The sequence below is a fragment of the Streptomyces sp. NPDC059255 genome, assembly GCF_042752355.1.
Lineage (GTDB): Bacteria > Actinomycetota > Actinomycetes > Streptomycetales > Streptomycetaceae > Streptomyces.
The window spans coordinates 265,372-282,061 of the sequence record NZ_JBHYZP010000003.1 but is presented as its reverse complement, the minus strand read 5'-3'; the positions used below and the strand labels follow the sequence as shown (position 1 = coordinate 282,061).

Genomic DNA, 16,690 nt, shown 5'->3' with positions numbered 1-16,690 from the left:
TCCGGAGGACATGATCAGGCTGACCGGCCGGTGGAATCCGCGGAACCTGGGCCACGGGTCCGCCACGACCAACTCCGCCAGGGTCGAGCTGTACACCCGCTACTCGTTCTACGGGATGGGGGGCCTCGAATTCGGGGCGCTCACCCCGAGTCTCGTCGGCCGGGGGGAGTCCTGGACGGTCCCGCTGGTCCTCGTCCAATCCGTACTGTGCTGCGCGCTCTGCCTACGGGCCATGGAGTGGCGGCTGGGCCGGTACCCGCAGCCCGTACGGCTGATGCTGGCGGCAGGCGGGCTGTCGGCGGTCCTGATCCTCGGGCTGCTCGTGCTGACCGGGACCGGGACCGAGACCGGCGAGTGGCCCAAGGACGGGGGCTTCGGCGCCCTGCTGATGGTCCTCGGGGGCTTTGGAGTGGCATCGACCATCCTGACGTGATGGGCCGCAATCTGGCAGTGATCGCGCTGAAGAGCGAACTGGCGGTGCAGCTCGCCGAGCGCGGGCGGCCGGAGGCGGTGGCCCAGATGACCGAGGTGCAGCGGATCGCGCGGGAGTCGCAGCGGGAGCTGCGGGAGGTCGTACGCGGCTACCGCGAGGCGAACCTGCACACCGAGCTGGAGGGCGCCCGGGGCGTGCTGGAGGCGGCCGGCATCGACTGCCGGATCGACGGGATCGAGACGATCGAGGGCGGAATGCTGAACGGCGGGCGGGTCGGCGGGGAGGGCGGTCGGCGGGACGGCGGACAGCGCGGGAGCATGGGGCTTCTGACCGGGGTCCAGTCCGCGCTGGGGTGGGTGGTGCGCGAGGCGACGACGAATGTCCTGCGGCACGGGGACCCGCGGCGGTGCACCGTACGGCTGTCGGAACAGCCGTCGGAGACGGGAGAATCCGGAGGGGCCGGGGAGCCCGTAAGGTCCGGGAGATCCGGGAAGTCCGGCGAGGCCGGGGAGTTCAGCGGCTGGGAGGCGGTTCTGATCGTGGAGAACGACGGCGTGCCGGAGACCGATCCGGTCGAGGGCGGCGCGGAGGCCGGGGGCGCCGCCGGCCGGCGCGCGAAGGGATCCGGGCTCGCAGGGCTGCGGGAACGGCTGGCCGCCGTGGGCGGCACGCTGGAGGCGGGCCCCACGAAGGGCGGCGGCTTCCGGCTGACGGCACGAATCCCGCTGCCGGAACAGCCGCGGCCGCGGTCCCGGCCGGGATCAGCGCGGGGGCCGGGGCCGGGGCCGGGAGCGGGGCCGATGGGCGCCGGTTCGGGCCCGGGTGCCGGTTCGGGCGCGGAGGTGGCGGTCTGATGTCCGTACCGTCCGAGCCACCCGTACCGTCCGTACCGTCCGAGCTGCCCGTATCTTCTCAGCCGTCCGGCGCTCCGCCGTCCCTCCCCACCGTCCCGGTACGGGTCCTCCTGGCCGATGACGAGCACCTGATCCGGGGTGCCATGGCCGCGCTGCTCGCCCTTGAGGACGATCTGGTCGTCGTCGCCGAGGCGGCCACCGGCCCCGAGGCGCTCGCGATGGCGCGGGCGCACCGTCCCGATGTCGCCGTACTGGATCTCCAGATGCCGGGAGCGGACGGTGTGAAAGTCGCCACATCCCTCCGGGCCGAACTGCCCGGCTGCCGGACGATGATCGTGACGAGCCACGGCAGGCCCGGCCACCTCAAGCGGGCGCTGGCCGCCGGGGTGCGCGGCTTCGTGCCCAAGACGGTCAGCGCGCGGCAGCTCGCCGAGATCATCCGCTCGGTCCACGCCGGTTACCGCTTCGTGGACCCGGAGTTGGCCGCCGACGCGATTTCCGCCGGGGACTCGCCGCTGACCGCCCGCGAGGCCGAGGTCCTGGAGCTGGCGGTCGACGGTGCGCCGATCGCGGAGATCGCCGAGCGCGCCTCCCTGTCGCAGGGGACCGTACGGAACTATCTGTCGTCGGCGGCGACCAAGCTGGGGGCGGAGAACCGGCATGCGGCAGCGCGTCTCGCACGCGACCGGGGTTGGGTATAGTTGGCCTCGCGCCACCGCGCAACGGTGCGGAAGCACAGCGGCGCATGCGGACGTAGCTCAGTTGGTAGAGCGCAACCTTGCCAAGGTTGAGGTCGCCAGTTCGAACCTGGTCGTCCGCTCAGAGAACGGGAAGCCCCCGGCCGAATGAATCGGCCGGGGGCTTCTCGCGTACACCCGCGCTACCCGCGCTACCCGCTCTACCAGCTCTTGCCGGTGAGGAGTTCGTACGCCTCCAGGTACTTCGCGCGGGTCGCGTCCACGATCTCCTGCGGCAGCGGGGGCGGCGGCTGCTCGCTCGCGCGGTCCCAGCCGGAGGCGGGCGAGGTCAGCCAGTCGCGTACGTACTGCTTGTCGTACGAAGGCTGCGCGCGGCCCGGCTCCCAGGTGGCGGCCGGCCAGAAGCGCGAGGAGTCGGGCGTCAGCACCTCGTCCGCGATCACCAGGCGCTCGCCGTCGAAGCCGAACTCGAACTTCGTGTCGGCGAGGATGATCCCCCGGTCGCGCGCGATGTCCCGGGCCCGGCCGTAGACGTCGAGGGTCGTCCGGCGCAGCAGGGACGCGTTCTCGGTGCCGATCAGGCGCACCACCTCGTCGTACGACACGTTCTCGTCGTGGTCCCCCACGGCAGCCTTCGTCGCCGGCGTGAAGATCGGGGCGGGCAGCTCGGAGCCGTCGACCAGCCCTTCGGGGAGCGCGAGCCCGCAGACGGTGCGGGACTCCCGGTACTCGGCGAGGCCCGAGCCGGTGAGGTAGCCGCGCGCGACGCACTCCACCTGGATCATGTCGAGCGACTCGCAGACGAGCGTGCGGCCGGCCCAGTCGGCGGGGGCGCCCGCGGGGACGTCGGTGGAGATCACGTGGTTCGGGACGAGGTCCGTCAGCCGTTCGAACCACCAGAGCGAGAGCTGGGTGAGGACCCGGCCCTTGTCCGGGATCTCGGTGGGCAGGACCCAGTCGTACGCGGAGATACGGTCGCTGGCGACCATCACCAGGTCGCCCGCCTCGTTCCGGTACAGATCACGCACCTTGCCGGTGTGGATGTGCACCAGACCCGGCACCTGAAGGGGCTCGGGCTTTTCTACGAATCCGGACACCGTTCCTCCGCGTGGTTCTGTCCGATCAAGGAGATCGTCTCGATTCTCCCGTATGCCGGAAGCCGCAGCTCGCAGGGGTGGCCGGAGAGACGCAGGAGTCGGGGGAATGTCCGGGGCCGGGAGGCGGTCAGTCCCGTTTGCAGATCCGGTCGAGGAGGTTGGCGGTCGCGCGCTGGATCCGCGGGTCGACATGGCCGGGGCGGTCCAGCGCCGGGGACCAGGCGAAGGTGCCGGAGGCGAAGACGAGGGCGCCGGACGGGGCGCGGTAGAGCGAGGTCTCCTGGTGGCGCTTGGTGTTCTCGCTGTCGCGGTACGGGGAGTGCGCGAGCAGGATCCGGTTCTGGTGCTCGGGCAGCGCCGTACGCGGGAAGTACCGGTCCGCCTCGCCCGCGACCAGCCCCGCGATCTCCTCGCCCTCGGCCACGCCGACGGCCTCCCAGAGCCAGTGGCCGGCGTTCCGTACGACGAGCGGGTGCGGCTCGGGGACCCGGCCCGCGTACTGGATGCCGAGGAGCTGCTGCTCCGCCCGGTCCACCTCACGCCAGAGGGCGGGGCGCCCGGGGCCGCGGCGCTTGCGGCAGGTCAGGAGGCGGTCGGGGACACCGGAGGCCGAAGGGCCCAGCTCGACCTGCCAGTAGAGGGAGTTGGCGGAGAGGAAGACGAGCGAGGTGCCGTGGTCGCGGGCGGCTTCGACGGTGGTCCGCATGGGGACGGACCAGTACTCGTCGTGGCCGGGGAAGATCAGGCCCCGGTAGCGGGTGGGGTCGACGCGGCCCGCGTGCAGGTCGCGGGCGTCGGCGTAGGCCAGGTCGTAGCCGTAGCGCTCGGCCCAGCGGATGAAGTCGTAGGCGTGGCCCACATGGAGGGGCAGTCCCGCGCCCGCGTAGGGGCGGTCGAAGGAGACGGTCGTCGCGGCGTCCTGCTCGCCGAGGAGCCGGCCCTGCTCGTCCCAGGCGTGGTAGAGGCTGGCGCCGGTGTGGCCGTCCTCGGGGTAGAGGTTGTACGCCTGCCAGGTGATGTCGGGGAGCAGGAGCAGCAGATCGGCGGGGTGACTGTCGCGGACCGTGAAGGGGATGTGGGAGCGGTAGCCGTCGACCGTGGTGAGGACGGCGACGTAGGCGCCGAGGGACCAGTACGACGGGACCTGGAGCCGCCAGGAGAGCCACCAGTGGTGGCAGGAGACCGTGCGGTCGACGGCGAGCGGCGCGGACTGGACGATGCCGGAGAGGCGCGGGCTGGTGGTGATCTTGCGGGCGCCGTCGCCGCCGTAGTGCCCGATCCGGTAGATGTCGACGAAGAACTCCTGGGGCGGGTCGACGGTGACGTGGAAGTCGATCGCCTCGCCCGGGGCCACGGCGCCGTTCGAGGCGAAGCCCTTGATCTGGCGCCGTACGTCGTCGGCGGTACGGGGGCCGCCGCTGCGGCCCGCGCCGAGCGTCGGGTCCGCGTACCAGGGGACGACCTGGCCTGTGTCGTCGATGTAGTTCTCACTGCCGCGCAGCCAGGGCAGCGGGCCCTGGCCGAACGGGTCGCTGACCGCGTGGGCGAGAGCGCCCGATTCCCATCGCCGGATCTGGTCCGCCCCCATGGTGCGCCCCTCCTCCGTGCCGCCGCGCCCGCAGGGGGCACGGATGTTGATGCACGCCTCGATACGTGCGCCGACGCGCCGGTAATACGACGGTAATACGGCCGTTTGGCCGGTCGGTAACGCGGTCGACGGTCGGCTCCGGACACCAGCACATCACAAAACGCGTGTGGCCCGTCACCGTTCGTCGTGAATTGACGTGAACGGAATACATCGCTCCGGAACGCGGGTCCGCGCGAGCCGGAGGGGGTGCTGGGTGATGAATATGTACGTAACGGGATGAACAGGAACGGGTGGCGGCGAGAAGGAGGAACATATTCGGCCACCACCCGGAGGCGGCGCTCACGGAGGGGCTTCGGCGGGTGTGCGGGCGGGGGCGGGGCGGCCGGGAGCGAAGGCGGAGGCGGCCAGGGGCCGGCGGCCGGGCCGGCGGCCGGGGCGGAGGCGGGCCGGCGGCGGGGCCGGGCCAGGGTCAGTGGTGGGGGGAGGCCAGGGGGCCAGTGGCGGGCGGGCGGGCCGGGGGCGGGGGCGGGCCGGCGGCCGGGGGCGGGCGGGCCGAGGGCCTACGGGCGGGCCGGGGGCCTACGGGCGGGCGTACGGGCCCGAGCCGGTACGCCGGGGGCTCACACGAGGCGTACGGGCTTCTCCGCGCGGACGCCGAGGGAGGCCAGCCACGAGCGGAGCGGCTCCGCGTCGCCGCCCTCGACCAGGCTGAGGACGCGCCCGCCGAGATCGGCTCGGCGCACGCCGTCGACCAGCAGCGCCGGGCCGTCCAGCCAGTCCAGGCCGGGGGCGGCGCCCGCCGTGTCGACGGCGGAGCAGCAGACCATCGCCGTGACGTGGTCGGCGAGCAGTTCGCGGCCGGTGCGGGGCGGCTGGAGGGGCAGGAGGGGCAGCGGGTCGGTGCCCCAGAACGCGAGGGCGTCGCCCCCCGCCTCGGCCGGGGCTACCGGGGCCGCCGCCTCCTCCCTGGCCAGCTCGGCGCTGATGCCGGCGGCCAGGGCCGCTCCGGTCTCGCCGTCCGCGTCGGCGGGGCGGGAGAGGTGGTCCATGACGCGCGCCAGGGTGGGCCCCGGCGCGGGAACGGAACTCCCCGTGCCCACACCCGTACCGACGCCGGCGCGGATGCCCGCACCGACCCCCTTACCGACACCGGTGCCTACGCCCGTACCAACACCCGCGCCGACGCCCGAACCGATGCCCGCGCCCCGCGCCGTACCGACTCCGGCGCCGACCTCCATGCGGTCCAGGACGCGGTGCAGCCGGGCGGCCTCCGTACGCCACTTGCGGTCGACGACCTCCTCCGGATACTGCTGCCAGTCCACCGGGGACCAGTCGGGGCCCGCCTCGGCCGGGCCGCCGTGGAAGAGGCGGGCGGCGAGCAGGGACGCCGCCTCGTCGACCGCGCCCGGTTCTTCGAGCAGATCGCAGGCGGGACGTTCGCCGAGCCGGGAGGCGAAGCCCTCGGCGAGGCGGTCACGCCGGGACAGCTCCGTCAGGGCCGAGACCACACCGGCGTCGAGCCGGGAGGGCCAGCGGCCCATCCGCCAGGCGGGCAGCGCGACGCGTGTGAGCAGCCGGTCCCACCCCGCGTACGCGAGGCCCACCTGCTCCTGGGCGACGATCCGCAGTCCGTAGTCCACCGCCTGGGCGCGCTCGGACGCGGCGGCGGCCACCCCGCGCTCCATCAGCGCGGCGTGCTCGCCGCAGCCGCGCAGCAGCACCCGGGCCACGCGCGCGACCGCGCCGAGGGCCACCCTGCGGACCGGGCCGAGGCCCGGGGCGGACGCGACGGCGACCGCCGCGTCGAGCCCCCGGACGAAGCGCCGGGCAGCGGCTATGTCCGGGTGCGCGGAGAGCCCCGTACCGGCGACGACCGGGGCGAGGACGGCGCGCAGCTCGGCGACGCGCATCCACCAGAGGAAGGGCGAGCCGATCACGAGGACGGGCGTGGCGACGACCGCGCGCCGGGCGCCGCCGCCCACCACGCCGCCCCCGGTGCCGGAGACCGGTTGCGCGGCCGATTCGACGACCGACTCGGCGGTGGGCGCGCCGGCGGGGCCGGCCGGCCGGGCCGCCGGCGGAACCGCCCGGCCGAGTGCACGGGCGAATATCCGTTCGCGCGGCCGGCCGTGCCCGGGATGCGTACGATCCTCCAGCCAGCTGTCGCAGTCCGGGGTCAGCGCTATGGCGGAGGGTGCGGGGACGTCGAGACGCTCCGCGAGATCGCGCACCAGACGGTAGAGATCCGGCGCGGCCTTCTCCGAGACCGCGACGGTGGGGCTGAGAGCGGGCCTGGCACGGACGACGACGGCGGCGACGGCGGCGGCCAGCGCCAGCACGACGACGGCGAGAACCGTCACCGCCCAGCGCGCGGCGTTCCACCCCGCGCCGGCGAGATGCCCCGTCGCCCCGCCTGCCAGCAGCACGACGGCGACGGCCGCCGGCAGCAACGCGACGGCCAGCGCCCGGCCGCGCAGCCGCAGCACGGCGAGCGCACGGACCCGGGCACCCTGAGCGCCCAGCTCGTCACCGATCCCGGAACCGGACATGGTCGGACCTCACCCCCTCTGCCGTGTCGGCTGCGTTGCTCACTCCCCCACTGTGGCACCCGCCACTGACATCGCAATGCCGGTGGGCCAAGTGCCGGAACGCATGCGCCGCACCCTAGTTGGACCCCGAAGACCCGTCATCCGGATGGCCCAACCGTCACCCGATGGAATGGCTCTGGTCAAAGCTGCTGACGAGCGGCGCTTCGGAGCTACCCGCGCGTAGGTGAGCGGCGGACGCGACGGTGAGCCGCGTACACAACTGCGCGCCGCAGCCCGGCGACGGGGCTGCGGCGCGCATACGTACGGAGAGCTTGCGTACAGAGAACCTGCGTACAGAGGACTACGGCGGTGACGGAGGTCGCCGGACCGCCCGGATCAGCCCTCCTGGGCGTCCGCGGCGGCGCGCGCGATGTCCGTACGGTGCTGGGAACCGGCGAGGCGGATCCGGCCCAGCGCCGTGTACGCGCGCTCACGGGCCTGTGTCAGGTCCTTGCCCGTGGCCGTCACGGACAGCACGCGCCCGCCGGCGCTGACCACCGTGCCGGCGTCGGTGGTGCCGCCTTCCAGCCTGGTTCCGGCGTGCAGGACGTACGCGTCGGGTCCATCCTGGTCCGCGACCTCGTCCAGCCCCTCGATCGGGTCGCCGGTGCGCGGAGTGTCCGGATAGTTGTGCGAGGCGACGACCACCGTGACCGCCGCGTCGTCGCGCCAGGCCAGCGGGGGGTGCGCCGCGAGGTTCCCCTCGGCCGCCGCCAGCAGGACACCGGCCAGCGGGGTCTTGAGCCGGGCCAGGACCACCTGGGTCTCGGGGTCGCCGAAGCGGGCGTTGAACTCGATGACCCGTACACCGCGGCCGGTGATCGCGAGGCCCGCGTACAGCAGCCCGGCGAACGGCGTGCCCCGGCGGCGCAGTTCATCGACCGTGGGCTGCAGAACGGTCTCCAGGACCTCTTCCACCAGCTTGGGATCGGCCCACGGGAGCGGGGAGTACGCGCCCATGCCACCGGTGTTGGGGCCCTCGTCGCCGTCAAGCGCGCGCTTGAAGTCCTGGGCCGGCTGGAGCGGCAGGACCGTCTCGCCGTCGGTGATCGCGAAGAGCGAGACCTCGGGTCCGTCGAGGAACTCCTCGATGACGACGCGGCCGCAGGCGAGCCCGTGCGCGCGGGCCACGGCGAGGTCGCCGGTCACGACGACGCCCTTGCCGGCCGCGAGCCCGTCGTCCTTGACGACATAGGGCGGGCCGAACGCGTCGAGCGCGTCGTCGATCTGCTGCGGGGTCGTGCAGACGTAACTGCGTGCCGTCGGTACGTTCGCCGCGGCCATCACGTCCTTGGCGAACGCCTTGGAGCCCTCCAGCTCGGCGGCCTCCTTCGAGGGGCCGAAGCAGGGGATGCCCGCGTCCCGTACGGCGTCGGCGACCCCGGCCACCAGGGGCGCCTCGGGTCCGACGACGACCAGCTCCGCCCCCAGCTCGGTGGCGAGGCGGGCCACGGCCGCGCCGTCCAGCGCGTCCACCGGGTGCGACTCGGCCACCTCTGCGGTGCCGGCGTTGCCGGGCGCGCAGTGGAGAGCGGTGACCCCGGGGTCGAGGGAGAGAGAGCGGCACAGGGCGTGTTCGCGGGCGCCGCCGCCGATGACAAGGACCTTCACGAGGGGCAGCCTAACCGGGCGGGGGCGCCGGCCCGTGTGCGGCCCATGGGACGAGACGCCGAGGGGCGGTCCGTCATTCGTTCGTATATTCCTCCACAACGGTCGCTCCCAGCTCGCGCACGATCAGGTCGTGGCCGGAGAGGGCGGAGTCGACGAGATCCGGATCGTCCTCCTCCGCCGTGTCGTCCTCCGGAGCCACGGTGTGCGGCGGGGGCGGTGCCGCGGGTCTGTTGTCGGCGCGCGGCGGCTCGGGGCGGGCGGGCGCGGGCGCCGCGGGCCGCGATGCCTGGGAGGCCGGCGCGGGTCCTGAGCCGGAGCCGGGACCGGGGCCCGGGCCGCCCGGTCCCTGGCCGGGGCCGGAGGGCGCGCCGTAGCCACCGCCGCCGGGCGGGGCTCCGTAACCGCCTCCCCCGCCGCCGGGCGGGGCTCCGCCTCCGGCGGGCGCGCCGTAACCGCCGCCGGGAGCCCCGTAGCCCCCGCCTCCTCCACCGCCGCCGGACGGTGCCGGGGGCGCGGTGCCGCCGGACGGGTCGACGATCGCCTCGATCTTCCACTGGACCTGGAACTGCTCGGCGAGGGCCTGCTTGAGCACCGCCTCGCTGCCGCTGCTCGTGAAGTTGTCGCGGGCGCCCGCGTTGATGAAGCCGACCTGGAGTGTCGTCCCGTCGAACCCGGCGACCTGCGCGTTCTGGCTGAGCAGGATCCAGGTGAAGCGGCGGCGGTTCTTGACGGCCTCCAGGATGTCGGGCCACATGTGCCGTACCTGCCCGGCGCCCTGCGCCATCCCTGGGCTCGCCGCCCCCGCGCCCGCCCCCGCGCCCCCGGCGGCGGGGCCGGTGCCGGGCGCGGGACCGGAGGCCGGGGCGGGCGGCTGCGCACCGGCGCCCTGGTGCACGCCCTGCCCCGGCGTGGAGGCGGTCGGCCAGCCACCGGGGCGCCGCCCGGTCTCGGCGGCCCCGGCACCGGCCCCGGCACCGGGCCAGGCCCCGGGCCGCTGGGGCTCGGCGGCGGGCGCGGGTGCTGGGGCTGCCGGGGCCGACGGGGCGGGGGCCGGTCCCGCGGCCTGGGCGGGCGCGGGCTGAGCGGCGGCCTGCGCTGCCTGCGCCGCGGCGGCGGCCCGAGCGGCGGCAGCGGCGGGATCCTCCACCGGAGCGGGCGGCGGTACGGGAGCGTGGCCGCCGGGCCCGGGAACATACCCGGCCGCGGGACCGGCCCCCGCGCCGGAGAAAGCGGCCCCGGCGACCGAGGCCGAGGCGGCGGCGCCCCGCTCCAGCCGGTCGAGGCGGGCCTGGACCGAACGCTCGTCGTCGAACGCCGCGGGCAGCAGCACCCGCGCGCAGATCAGCTCCAGCTGAAGCCGGGGCGAGGTCGCGCCACGCATCTCCGTCAGCCCCGTATTGACGAGATCGGCGGCCCGGCTCAGCTCGGCCGCGCCGAAGACGGACGCCTGGGCCTGCATCCGCTCGACGACATCGGCGGGGGCGTCGATCAACCCCTTCTCCCCCGCGTCCGGCACGGCCGCCAGAATCACCAGATCCCGGAGTCGCTCCAGCAGGTCGGCGACGAAGCGCCGCGGATCGTTGCCGCCCTCGATGACCTGATCCACGACCTCGAAGGCCGCGCCGCCGTCCCCGGCGGCGAACGCGTCGACCACGGCGTCCAGCAGCGAACCGTCCGTGTACCCGAGCAGGGCCGTCGCCATGGCGTACGTCACACCGTCGTCGGCCGCGCCGGCCAGCAACTGGTCCATCACGGACATCGAGTCACGCACGGACCCGGCACCGGCCCGTACGACGAGGGGCAGCACCCCGTCCGCGACGACGGCGCCTTCCCTGCCGCACACCTCGGCGAGATAGTCACGCAGCGTCCCGGGCGGCACCAGCCGGAACGGATAGTGGTGCGTACGCGACCGGATCGTCCCGATGACCTTCTCGGGCTCGGTGGTCGCGAAGATGAACTTGAGATGCTCCGGCGGCTCCTCGACCACCTTCAGCAGGGCGTTGAACCCCGCCGAGGTGACCATGTGCGCCTCGTCGATGATGTAGATCTTGTAACGACTGCCGGCGGGCCCGAAGAACGCCTTCTCCCGCAGATCACGCGCGTCGTCCACGCCACCGTGCGAAGCCGCGTCGATCTCGATGACATCGATCGACCCCGGCCCGTTCCTGGCCAGGTCCTGGCACGACTGACACGTACCGCACGGGGTGGGCGTGGGCCCCTGCTCGCAGTTCAGACACCGCGCGAGGATGCGCGCACTGGTCGTCTTCCCGCAGCCACGCGGCCCGCTGAACAGGTAGGCGTGATTGACCCGGTTGTTGCGCAGGGCCTGCTGCAGCGGGTCAGTGACATGCTCCTGCCCAATGACCTCGGCGAACGACTCGGGGCGATAACGGCGGTACAGCGCAAGGGACGACACACCTACGACGATATCGGCCCCCTACGACAAACCCGCCTCCCACCGCCACCCCACAACGCAAGCGCCCCCCACGCACCCGCCAGAGCCGACCTACCCTTGCTGCCTTCCGGCCCTGGGGGAGTTCAGTCAGATAGCGCCACGTGAGGGGCTCCGCACACAGTACCTGATCCGAGCCCCCGCGAACGAGTTCGCGAGCACGGCCCAGCGTCTTGTATTGTTTGCCGCGGAGGATTCGCCTAGTGGCCTAGGGCGCACGCTTGGAAAGCGTGTTGGGGGCAACCCCTCACGAGTTCGAATCTCGTATCCTCCGCCAGTGCCTCACCGGGCACTAACGTTGAAGGGCCCCACCGCTCGCGGTGGGGCCCTTCAACGTTGTCCGTCCCGGTTTCCATCTCAGGTGCCCTCCGACGGCTCCAGGAGCATGTCGCCAACCTGCTGCCCGACCTTCCGGAGCATGGGCCGGTGATGCGCGTGTACGGGGCGCCCTCCCGAGCTCGAAGCTGCACTTCTCATAAGCAGCGCCGCAGCTTCCGTTCCCCGCGCCGCACGCCCCTGAGAGTCTGCCGAAGGTGACCTCCTTTGGGCAGACCCAAGGTCCACGCCTCCGTTCCTGGCCGGCCAGGAGTTGCCGCCCCACCGCGTACAACACCGCAGTGCGGGCGCGGTGGGCCTCGTCGTTGCGGCCACCGCGGAGTTGCAGAGCGGCGAATTCCAGGGGTCGTCGCACCACGTGATCACGGGCGTGTGGCGGTGATCAGTTCAGGCAGACGCTCGGCTGGGGTTTCCCAGCCGAGCGTCTTGCGCGGGCGACTGCCGAGTTCAGCGCGCGACGGCAGTCAGGCGTCGCTGCCTGTAGGCGCGGCTAGGTCTCGGTCTGTCCACTGGCGAATCTCGCACCCGCGTCGATGTCGTCATAGAGCACCCGCACGTCCTGGATGCCGAGTCCACGCATCAGGTCAGGCAGACGCACGACATAGCGTCGTCCCACCTTCCGCAGGGCGCAGGGGAAGTCGCCGCGCTTGGCTCGCCGGTATGCAGTAGCCAATCCCAGGTTCAGCGCTTTCGCCGCCGTCCTGAGATCCACCTCGGCAGGGAGCCCGAAGATCTCCGAGAACGGGACGGACTCATCACGACGGCGTGTCATCTGCCGACCTCCGCATTTCGAATAATGAATCCTGTCCCATCGGTGTGGGGTGGGCTTCGGTACGTGCCGGGCGCGGCCGGGCGCGCCGGAGCTGGCGCACTCGGCGCACATGCGTCAGGAGTCCCAAGCGGTATGCCAGAGAACCCAAGCGCTCACCTTGCGCCCGCTGGGCGAGCGCGATGGACATCGCGTCGCCCCGCACGAGGTCGCAGTCTGCTGTCGTCGAAACAAGCTGGTCGGTTACCAGGCCTTTCATCACATCCCACTCCCCGATCGGCGTCTCCTGAGGGCTCCGCCGCCCTGTTTGCCATGCGACGGCGAACGCCGCATCAACCAGGTGCTGCTCGGCTCCCGCAGGGGCCGCCCTGCCGAGAGTCCGCACCCCCTCCAACGCTCCTTGCAGCAGCGCGGAACATACATCGGCCCGTTCCGCCCCCGTACGCCGGGCAATCACGCGTGCTGCCCCCCTCAAGCGGGGCGTGAGCAGCCAGAGGACGATCAATGTCCACCGCTCTTCCCGCCGGCTCCCAGTCTCTTCGCGAATGTGGTGCGCGATGTGACACCAGGCCTCGACGCGTGCAGGACTGCCCAAATCCTCGTGGAGAGCCTTGGAACGCAAATCGTTCAGCGAGCTGCGCTCCTCATCGCAGAGAGGCATGGCGTCCAACCCGGTGCGCAAGCACATGCGCGTGTCTGCATATTGGTCCTCCACCCATCTGCAGACGCGGGTGAATGCGTCGCTGGACAGCGGAACGGTCATTGCTGTGTCCTCTCACGTCCTGTTTCGGAGCTGTTCCGCGCCGAGTCGCCGGGACCGGATTGGGCAGGCACACCCACTCCCGAGACTTTCGGTCGGCGGCCCTGGAGCATCCAAAAGCCGCTGAACCAATCGCCTGTACAACCGGCGGTTGCCCCGGGCCATCTCCAACAGGGCCGGACGAGCAGCTGCCCCAGTGCTCTCGGTGCTTTCCTGCCGCCCAACCATCAGGCCGGTCCGAGTTGACGGTCGATGCGGCTGATCAGTTCTGTCCGGCGATCGCGTAACTCAGAGGGAGTGCATGTGACGGTGATTCGGTGAGCTTCGACCAGAGGTCCGAGTTCTGGCGGGGGCTCAACCACGCCGGAGAAGAGCGGCGCCATCCAGGCAGCCGCCGGCGCCGGCGCCTCCGTTCCGTCGAGCAAGACGGCCGGAGCGGGCGGGATGTGGCCGGCCTGGCCGTGCAGCATACGGGCGGCGAGGATCGCGGCCTCCCAGACTCGCATGCTCTCCAGTCGTACCTGTGAGGCCAGTTCGTCACGCAGCGCGCACAGGTCACTCCACGCTCTCTCCTGCTTGCGCAGGGCAGATCCCACCCTCCGCACCAGCAAGGCGTAGGTCATCCGAGCACGCAACAGGCCACGGCGAGCCTCGACCGCGCTGTCCGCGTACGGGTTGTAGGCCACGATCTTCATAGCCACCGCGGTGATCGCGAGCACGAGCATCAGCAAGGCGACCCACCCGGGCGCGAACCGGGCTCCCTCGATGCCTTCGTCCCCCACTCCCGCGTCACGGGCCCGCAGCAGGGCCCACACGGTGACAGTGGTCAGCACGGCGAGCAGGTAGAGAGCGGGCAGGCTGAGAGAACCGAGCAACGAGAGTACGGGGCGACGCGCGCGCAGGGCGTGCAGCCGCTCGCGTACACGGTGCAACGGAGCCGCGATCGTGTATCCGGAGAGCATCAGGGCCAGGGCGAGAACGACACCAGGCAGGAAGGAGACTGTCTGCTCGACCAAAGAGGCCGCTGCCTCATTGACGGTGAGGTACTGGAAGACCTGCATGAAATACCAGGCGTCGAACACCGCCATGGCGGCGACGACCGGCCAGCGCAGCACCCGTATCCACAGCTCACGGCGACGCCGGTCGTGGGCGCCATCCTCCGCATGACGTGCCTCGACTGCCTCTTGCGCCGTACGGGCCGTCCGGAGTGAAGCCATCGCCTCGAAACGAGCCAGGGCTTGGACGGCCTCCTCGGTCCGGGCGTGGGTGCGAATCGTACGCGCGCGGGCAGCTGCGAGTTGTTCCCGGTTGTGGCCGACAAGCTCTGCGACCTCGCGGGCCGCACGCAACAGCATCCGCATCTCACCGTTGTCCAGACGCTCCGGGGCGCGCTCCGGACCTTGCTCCGCGCTCTTCACCAGGTGCCGTATGTCGCATCCGCAGCCGTGATGGCAGGGGATGCCTTGATGGTTCCGGGACATGTATGACGTCCTTTTCTGCGAGTTGTGAAGGGGTGCCTCCTCAGCGCGGTGTGCACCAGGTGGGAGGCGGTCATCGGCGCACCGTGACAGCGATCTCCACCCGACGGTTGCAGGCCATGGCTGCGTAGTCCGGAGCCCCGTCTCGGTACTCGGGGGTGCAGATGGGCCGGTCGTCGGAGTAGCCGTGGGCGGAATCGACCGCGATCCCGCGTCCGGCGAGGGCTGACCGTACGGCCTGCGCCCGGGCCAGGGAGAGCTGCCTTCCGCGTCGTTCGCCCCCACGGGAATCGGTGTGCCCGGAGACCGCGACCACGAGGGGATCAAGTTCCCGGATACGAAGCGCCGCTCGGTCCAGGGCGCTCTGTGCCGCAGGTGACAGCTCCGCGCGGTCGGTGTCGAAGAGGACGGACCCGGGAAGGGTGATCGTGGTGACCCGGCCCTTCGGTCGTTCGGAGACAGTCGGATAGGTCACCTGGGGTTCCGCCGTGCCGGCCGTGGTTCCCTTCCCCACCTCGGGCTCTCGAGACCGGGCAGTAGCGGCCACCTCGCAGGACGATGCTCCGGTCGCCTTGCACAGCTGTGTCCACAGAGCGGTCAGCCAAGCGGTCTGTGAGGACGACGGCGCCTCGCCCCGAGGCGAGCGGCCGATGCCGAGGAGGGCCACCTCGGATCCCTTCAAGTCCGGCAGCTCGCCCGCCTTGCGGCAGCGTTCCACCGTCGCTCTGATCTCCTCCGCGCCGTCGAATCCGGCGGAGCGCAAGTCCGCGCAGCCGGTATTGGTCAGCCCGTCGGTCGCGACCACGATCTTGCGGTCACTACCGGCGGAGCTGAGCTGGTCGGCAGCTGCGGCCAGCGCGCCCAGCACATCAGTACGATCGGTGCCCGGCACTCCGGCGGACAGCTCCCGCAGTCGTTTCTCCAGACAGCGGCGCTGAGCGCTCCCTCGATCCTTCTTCAGCGTGTCGTTGCCCTTCACCGGTGTGACGGACACCTGGTCCACACCCCAATCGACAGTGGCCCGGGTTCCGCCGAAGCCGGCGACGGAGAGGAATCCTCCCTCCAGTTCCTGTGGCGCAAGCCCCTCGGCGGCCACGAGCGTGGCTGCCCAGTCCGGCACCCGTACTCCCGGCCCGCTCGCCTTGTCAGGCCGGGTGGAAGAGCTACGGTCAAGGAGCACGGCGGTACGTGGCCGACTCTTTCCCCTGTCGCCGGAAGCTTCGTCGGAAGCACGGTCCAGCCAGGCGCAGGGCCGCACGGTGGGTGCCTCGAAGGCGCTGCACCCGCTGCCTGCAACCAGGGCGGTCAGCGCGAATGCGGCAGAGAAGAGCCGAGGCGAGGGGATTCGCATCAAAGGACTCATTGAACTCTCCAGGGTGAAATGCGTATTTGTGACTTTTGTCGGACCGTTCTGAGGGAGTTACTGGGATCTCTCGACCACTCGGCTCCAGGAGGCCCTCGTGTCCAGTCCCGTACGCCCCACCGGGAGCCCAGCCGGATCGACCACCTCGGACACACCTGGGACCGCGGATCTGGAGACCGGGCTGGCCATTTGCGCCTCGCTTCGCGGCGCGGCCCAGTTCGCCGACGCGAAGGTCGGAGTTCTCAGCGCGGTGCAGGCAGGGCTGCTGGCCACAGCCCTGCCGCAGGGGGACGTCGCACAAGAGGCCTGGAGGCGTGGTGGGCCAGGAGCGTGGATCGCCTTCTGTTTGCTGCTCTTGCACGTGACCGGGTTCCTGCCGGCCGTCTACTGCGTCGTGCAGGCGCTGCGTCCCCGATTGGGGCCGCCCCCCGCCCCCAACCGGTTCAGCCTGCCGCTGCTGGCCATTGCCGACGGCACTCCGCCCCCGGCGGATCAGGACCGCGAACGGCGGGAGGTCTGGCAGCTGATCCCAGTACTGGCCCGGGTGGCGATGACCAAGCACCGGTACATAGCCCGGGGCGTGCTCTGGACGGGGCTGATGGCGGTGGCGGCCGGACTCTCCCTCCTCGCCGGCCCGCTGCTGTCCTGAGAGATCGAGCTGCG

12 protein-coding genes, 2 tRNA genes, 1 other RNA gene and 1 pseudogene are annotated in these 16,690 nt (G+C 72.1%); 6 read left to right on the top strand and 10 right to left on the bottom strand.

All coding sequences use genetic code 11. The features are described from left to right. Positions 1-10: 10 nt before the first annotated feature. The 4 genes and pseudogenes from ACFXKG_RS06885 (at position 11) to ACFXKG_RS06870 (ending at position 2,107) form a co-directional block, all read left to right on the top strand. Complete coding sequence (locus ACFXKG_RS06885) at positions 11-433, top strand: hypothetical protein (protein WP_384833502.1); 423 nt, start codon at positions 11-13, stop codon at positions 431-433. Then, positions 412-1,287: pseudogene (locus ACFXKG_RS06880) on the top strand (sensor histidine kinase); the annotation flags it as partial. The gene ACFXKG_RS06885 and the pseudogene ACFXKG_RS06880, both read left to right, overlap by 22 nt. Continuing rightward, positions 1,287-1,988 carry a response regulator gene (locus ACFXKG_RS06875; RefSeq protein ID WP_384833499.1) on the top strand — a complete coding sequence of 234 codons (702 nt, stop codon included), beginning with the start codon at positions 1,287-1,289 and terminating at the stop codon, positions 1,986-1,988. The pseudogene ACFXKG_RS06880 and the gene ACFXKG_RS06875, both read left to right, overlap by 1 nt. Positions 1,989-2,034: 46 nt before the next feature. Further along, positions 2,035-2,107 (top strand) — tRNA-Gly (locus ACFXKG_RS06870). A gap of 78 nt (positions 2,108-2,185) precedes the next feature. Here the strand turns inward: ACFXKG_RS06870 and ACFXKG_RS06865 are convergent. The 6 genes from ACFXKG_RS06865 to ffs all read right to left on the bottom strand — a co-directional run bounded on the left by ACFXKG_RS06865 (position 2,186) and on the right by ffs (position 11,438). After that, a complete protein-coding gene (locus ACFXKG_RS06865) occupies positions 2,186-3,082 on the bottom strand; it encodes a phosphoribosylaminoimidazolesuccinocarboxamide synthase (RefSeq protein ID WP_384833496.1) in 897 nt (298 codons plus the stop codon). A gap of 127 nt (positions 3,083-3,209) precedes the next feature. After that, complete coding sequence (locus ACFXKG_RS06860) at positions 3,210-4,670, bottom strand: N,N-dimethylformamidase beta subunit family domain-containing protein (protein WP_384833493.1); 1,461 nt, start codon at positions 4,668-4,670, stop codon at positions 3,210-3,212. A 620-nt stretch (positions 4,671-5,290) separates the two neighbouring features. Beyond that, positions 5,291-7,219, bottom strand: coding sequence for a hypothetical protein (locus ACFXKG_RS06855; RefSeq protein WP_384833490.1), 1,929 nt, complete (start codon positions 7,217-7,219; stop codon positions 5,291-5,293). A gap of 375 nt (positions 7,220-7,594) precedes the next feature. Further along, positions 7,595-8,869, bottom strand: coding sequence for a phosphoribosylamine--glycine ligase (purD, locus tag ACFXKG_RS06850; RefSeq protein ID WP_384833487.1), 1,275 nt, complete (start codon positions 8,867-8,869; stop codon positions 7,595-7,597). 73 nt (positions 8,870-8,942) lie between these two features. Then, positions 8,943-11,285, bottom strand: a complete 2,343-nt coding sequence (locus ACFXKG_RS06845; protein ID WP_384833484.1) for a DNA polymerase III subunit gamma and tau — start codon at positions 11,283-11,285, stop codon at positions 8,943-8,945. A 54-nt stretch (positions 11,286-11,339) separates the two neighbouring features. Beyond that, positions 11,340-11,438, bottom strand: an RNA gene (gene ffs, locus ACFXKG_RS06840) — signal recognition particle sRNA small type. A 72-nt stretch (positions 11,439-11,510) separates the two neighbouring features. Here ffs and ACFXKG_RS06835 point away from each other — a divergent pair. Beyond that, positions 11,511-11,598, top strand: a tRNA-Ser gene (locus tag ACFXKG_RS06835). Between the two features lie 549 nt (positions 11,599-12,147). On the opposite strand, the gene ACFXKG_RS06830 is transcribed toward ACFXKG_RS06835, so the two are convergent. From ACFXKG_RS06830 to ACFXKG_RS06815, 4 genes are all read right to left on the bottom strand, one after another. Further along, complete coding sequence (locus ACFXKG_RS06830) at positions 12,148-12,429, bottom strand: helix-turn-helix domain-containing protein (protein ID WP_384833481.1); 282 nt, start codon at positions 12,427-12,429, stop codon at positions 12,148-12,150. Then, positions 12,413-13,189: a hypothetical protein gene (locus tag ACFXKG_RS06825; protein ID WP_384833478.1), complete on the bottom strand. Its 777-nt coding sequence runs from the start codon at positions 13,187-13,189 to the stop codon at positions 12,413-12,415. The genes ACFXKG_RS06830 and ACFXKG_RS06825 overlap by 17 nt, the downstream gene beginning before the upstream one ends. A 224-nt stretch (positions 13,190-13,413) precedes the next feature. Next, positions 13,414-14,667 carry a hypothetical protein gene (locus ACFXKG_RS06820; protein ID WP_384833475.1) on the bottom strand — a complete coding sequence of 418 codons (1,254 nt, stop codon included), beginning with the start codon at positions 14,665-14,667 and terminating at the stop codon, positions 13,414-13,416. A 70-nt stretch (positions 14,668-14,737) separates the two neighbouring features. Continuing rightward, on the bottom strand, positions 14,738-15,784 hold the full coding sequence (locus ACFXKG_RS06815; protein WP_384833472.1) for an OmpA family protein: 1,047 nt from the start codon (positions 15,782-15,784) through the stop codon (positions 14,738-14,740). A gap of 340 nt (positions 15,785-16,124) precedes the next feature. On the opposite strand from ACFXKG_RS06815, the gene ACFXKG_RS06810 reads away from it, so the two are divergent. Further along, positions 16,125-16,676, top strand: coding sequence for a hypothetical protein (locus ACFXKG_RS06810; RefSeq protein ID WP_384833469.1), 552 nt, complete (start codon positions 16,125-16,127; stop codon positions 16,674-16,676). Positions 16,677-16,690 lie beyond the last annotated feature (14 nt).

Coding starts and splice junctions, on each gene's coding strand:
- ACFXKG_RS06885 (WP_384833502.1), top strand. CDS start 11: ATGATCAGGCTGACCGGCCGGTGGAATCCGCGGAACCTGGGCCACGGG.
- ACFXKG_RS06875 (WP_384833499.1), top strand. CDS start 1,287: ATGTCCGTACCGTCCGAGCCACCCGTACCGTCCGTACCGTCCGAGCTG.
- ACFXKG_RS06860 (WP_384833493.1), bottom strand. CDS start 4,670: ATGGGGGCGGACCAGATCCGGCGATGGGAATCGGGCGCTCTCGCCCAC.
- ACFXKG_RS06855 (WP_384833490.1), bottom strand. CDS start 7,219: ATGTCCGGTTCCGGGATCGGTGACGAGCTGGGCGCTCAGGGTGCCCGG.
- ACFXKG_RS06830 (WP_384833481.1), bottom strand. CDS start 12,429: ATGACACGCCGTCGTGATGAGTCCGTCCCGTTCTCGGAGATCTTCGGG.
- ACFXKG_RS06825 (WP_384833478.1), bottom strand. CDS start 13,189: ATGACCGTTCCGCTGTCCAGCGACGCATTCACCCGCGTCTGCAGATGG.
- ACFXKG_RS06820 (WP_384833475.1), bottom strand. CDS start 14,667: ATGTCCCGGAACCATCAAGGCATCCCCTGCCATCACGGCTGCGGATGC.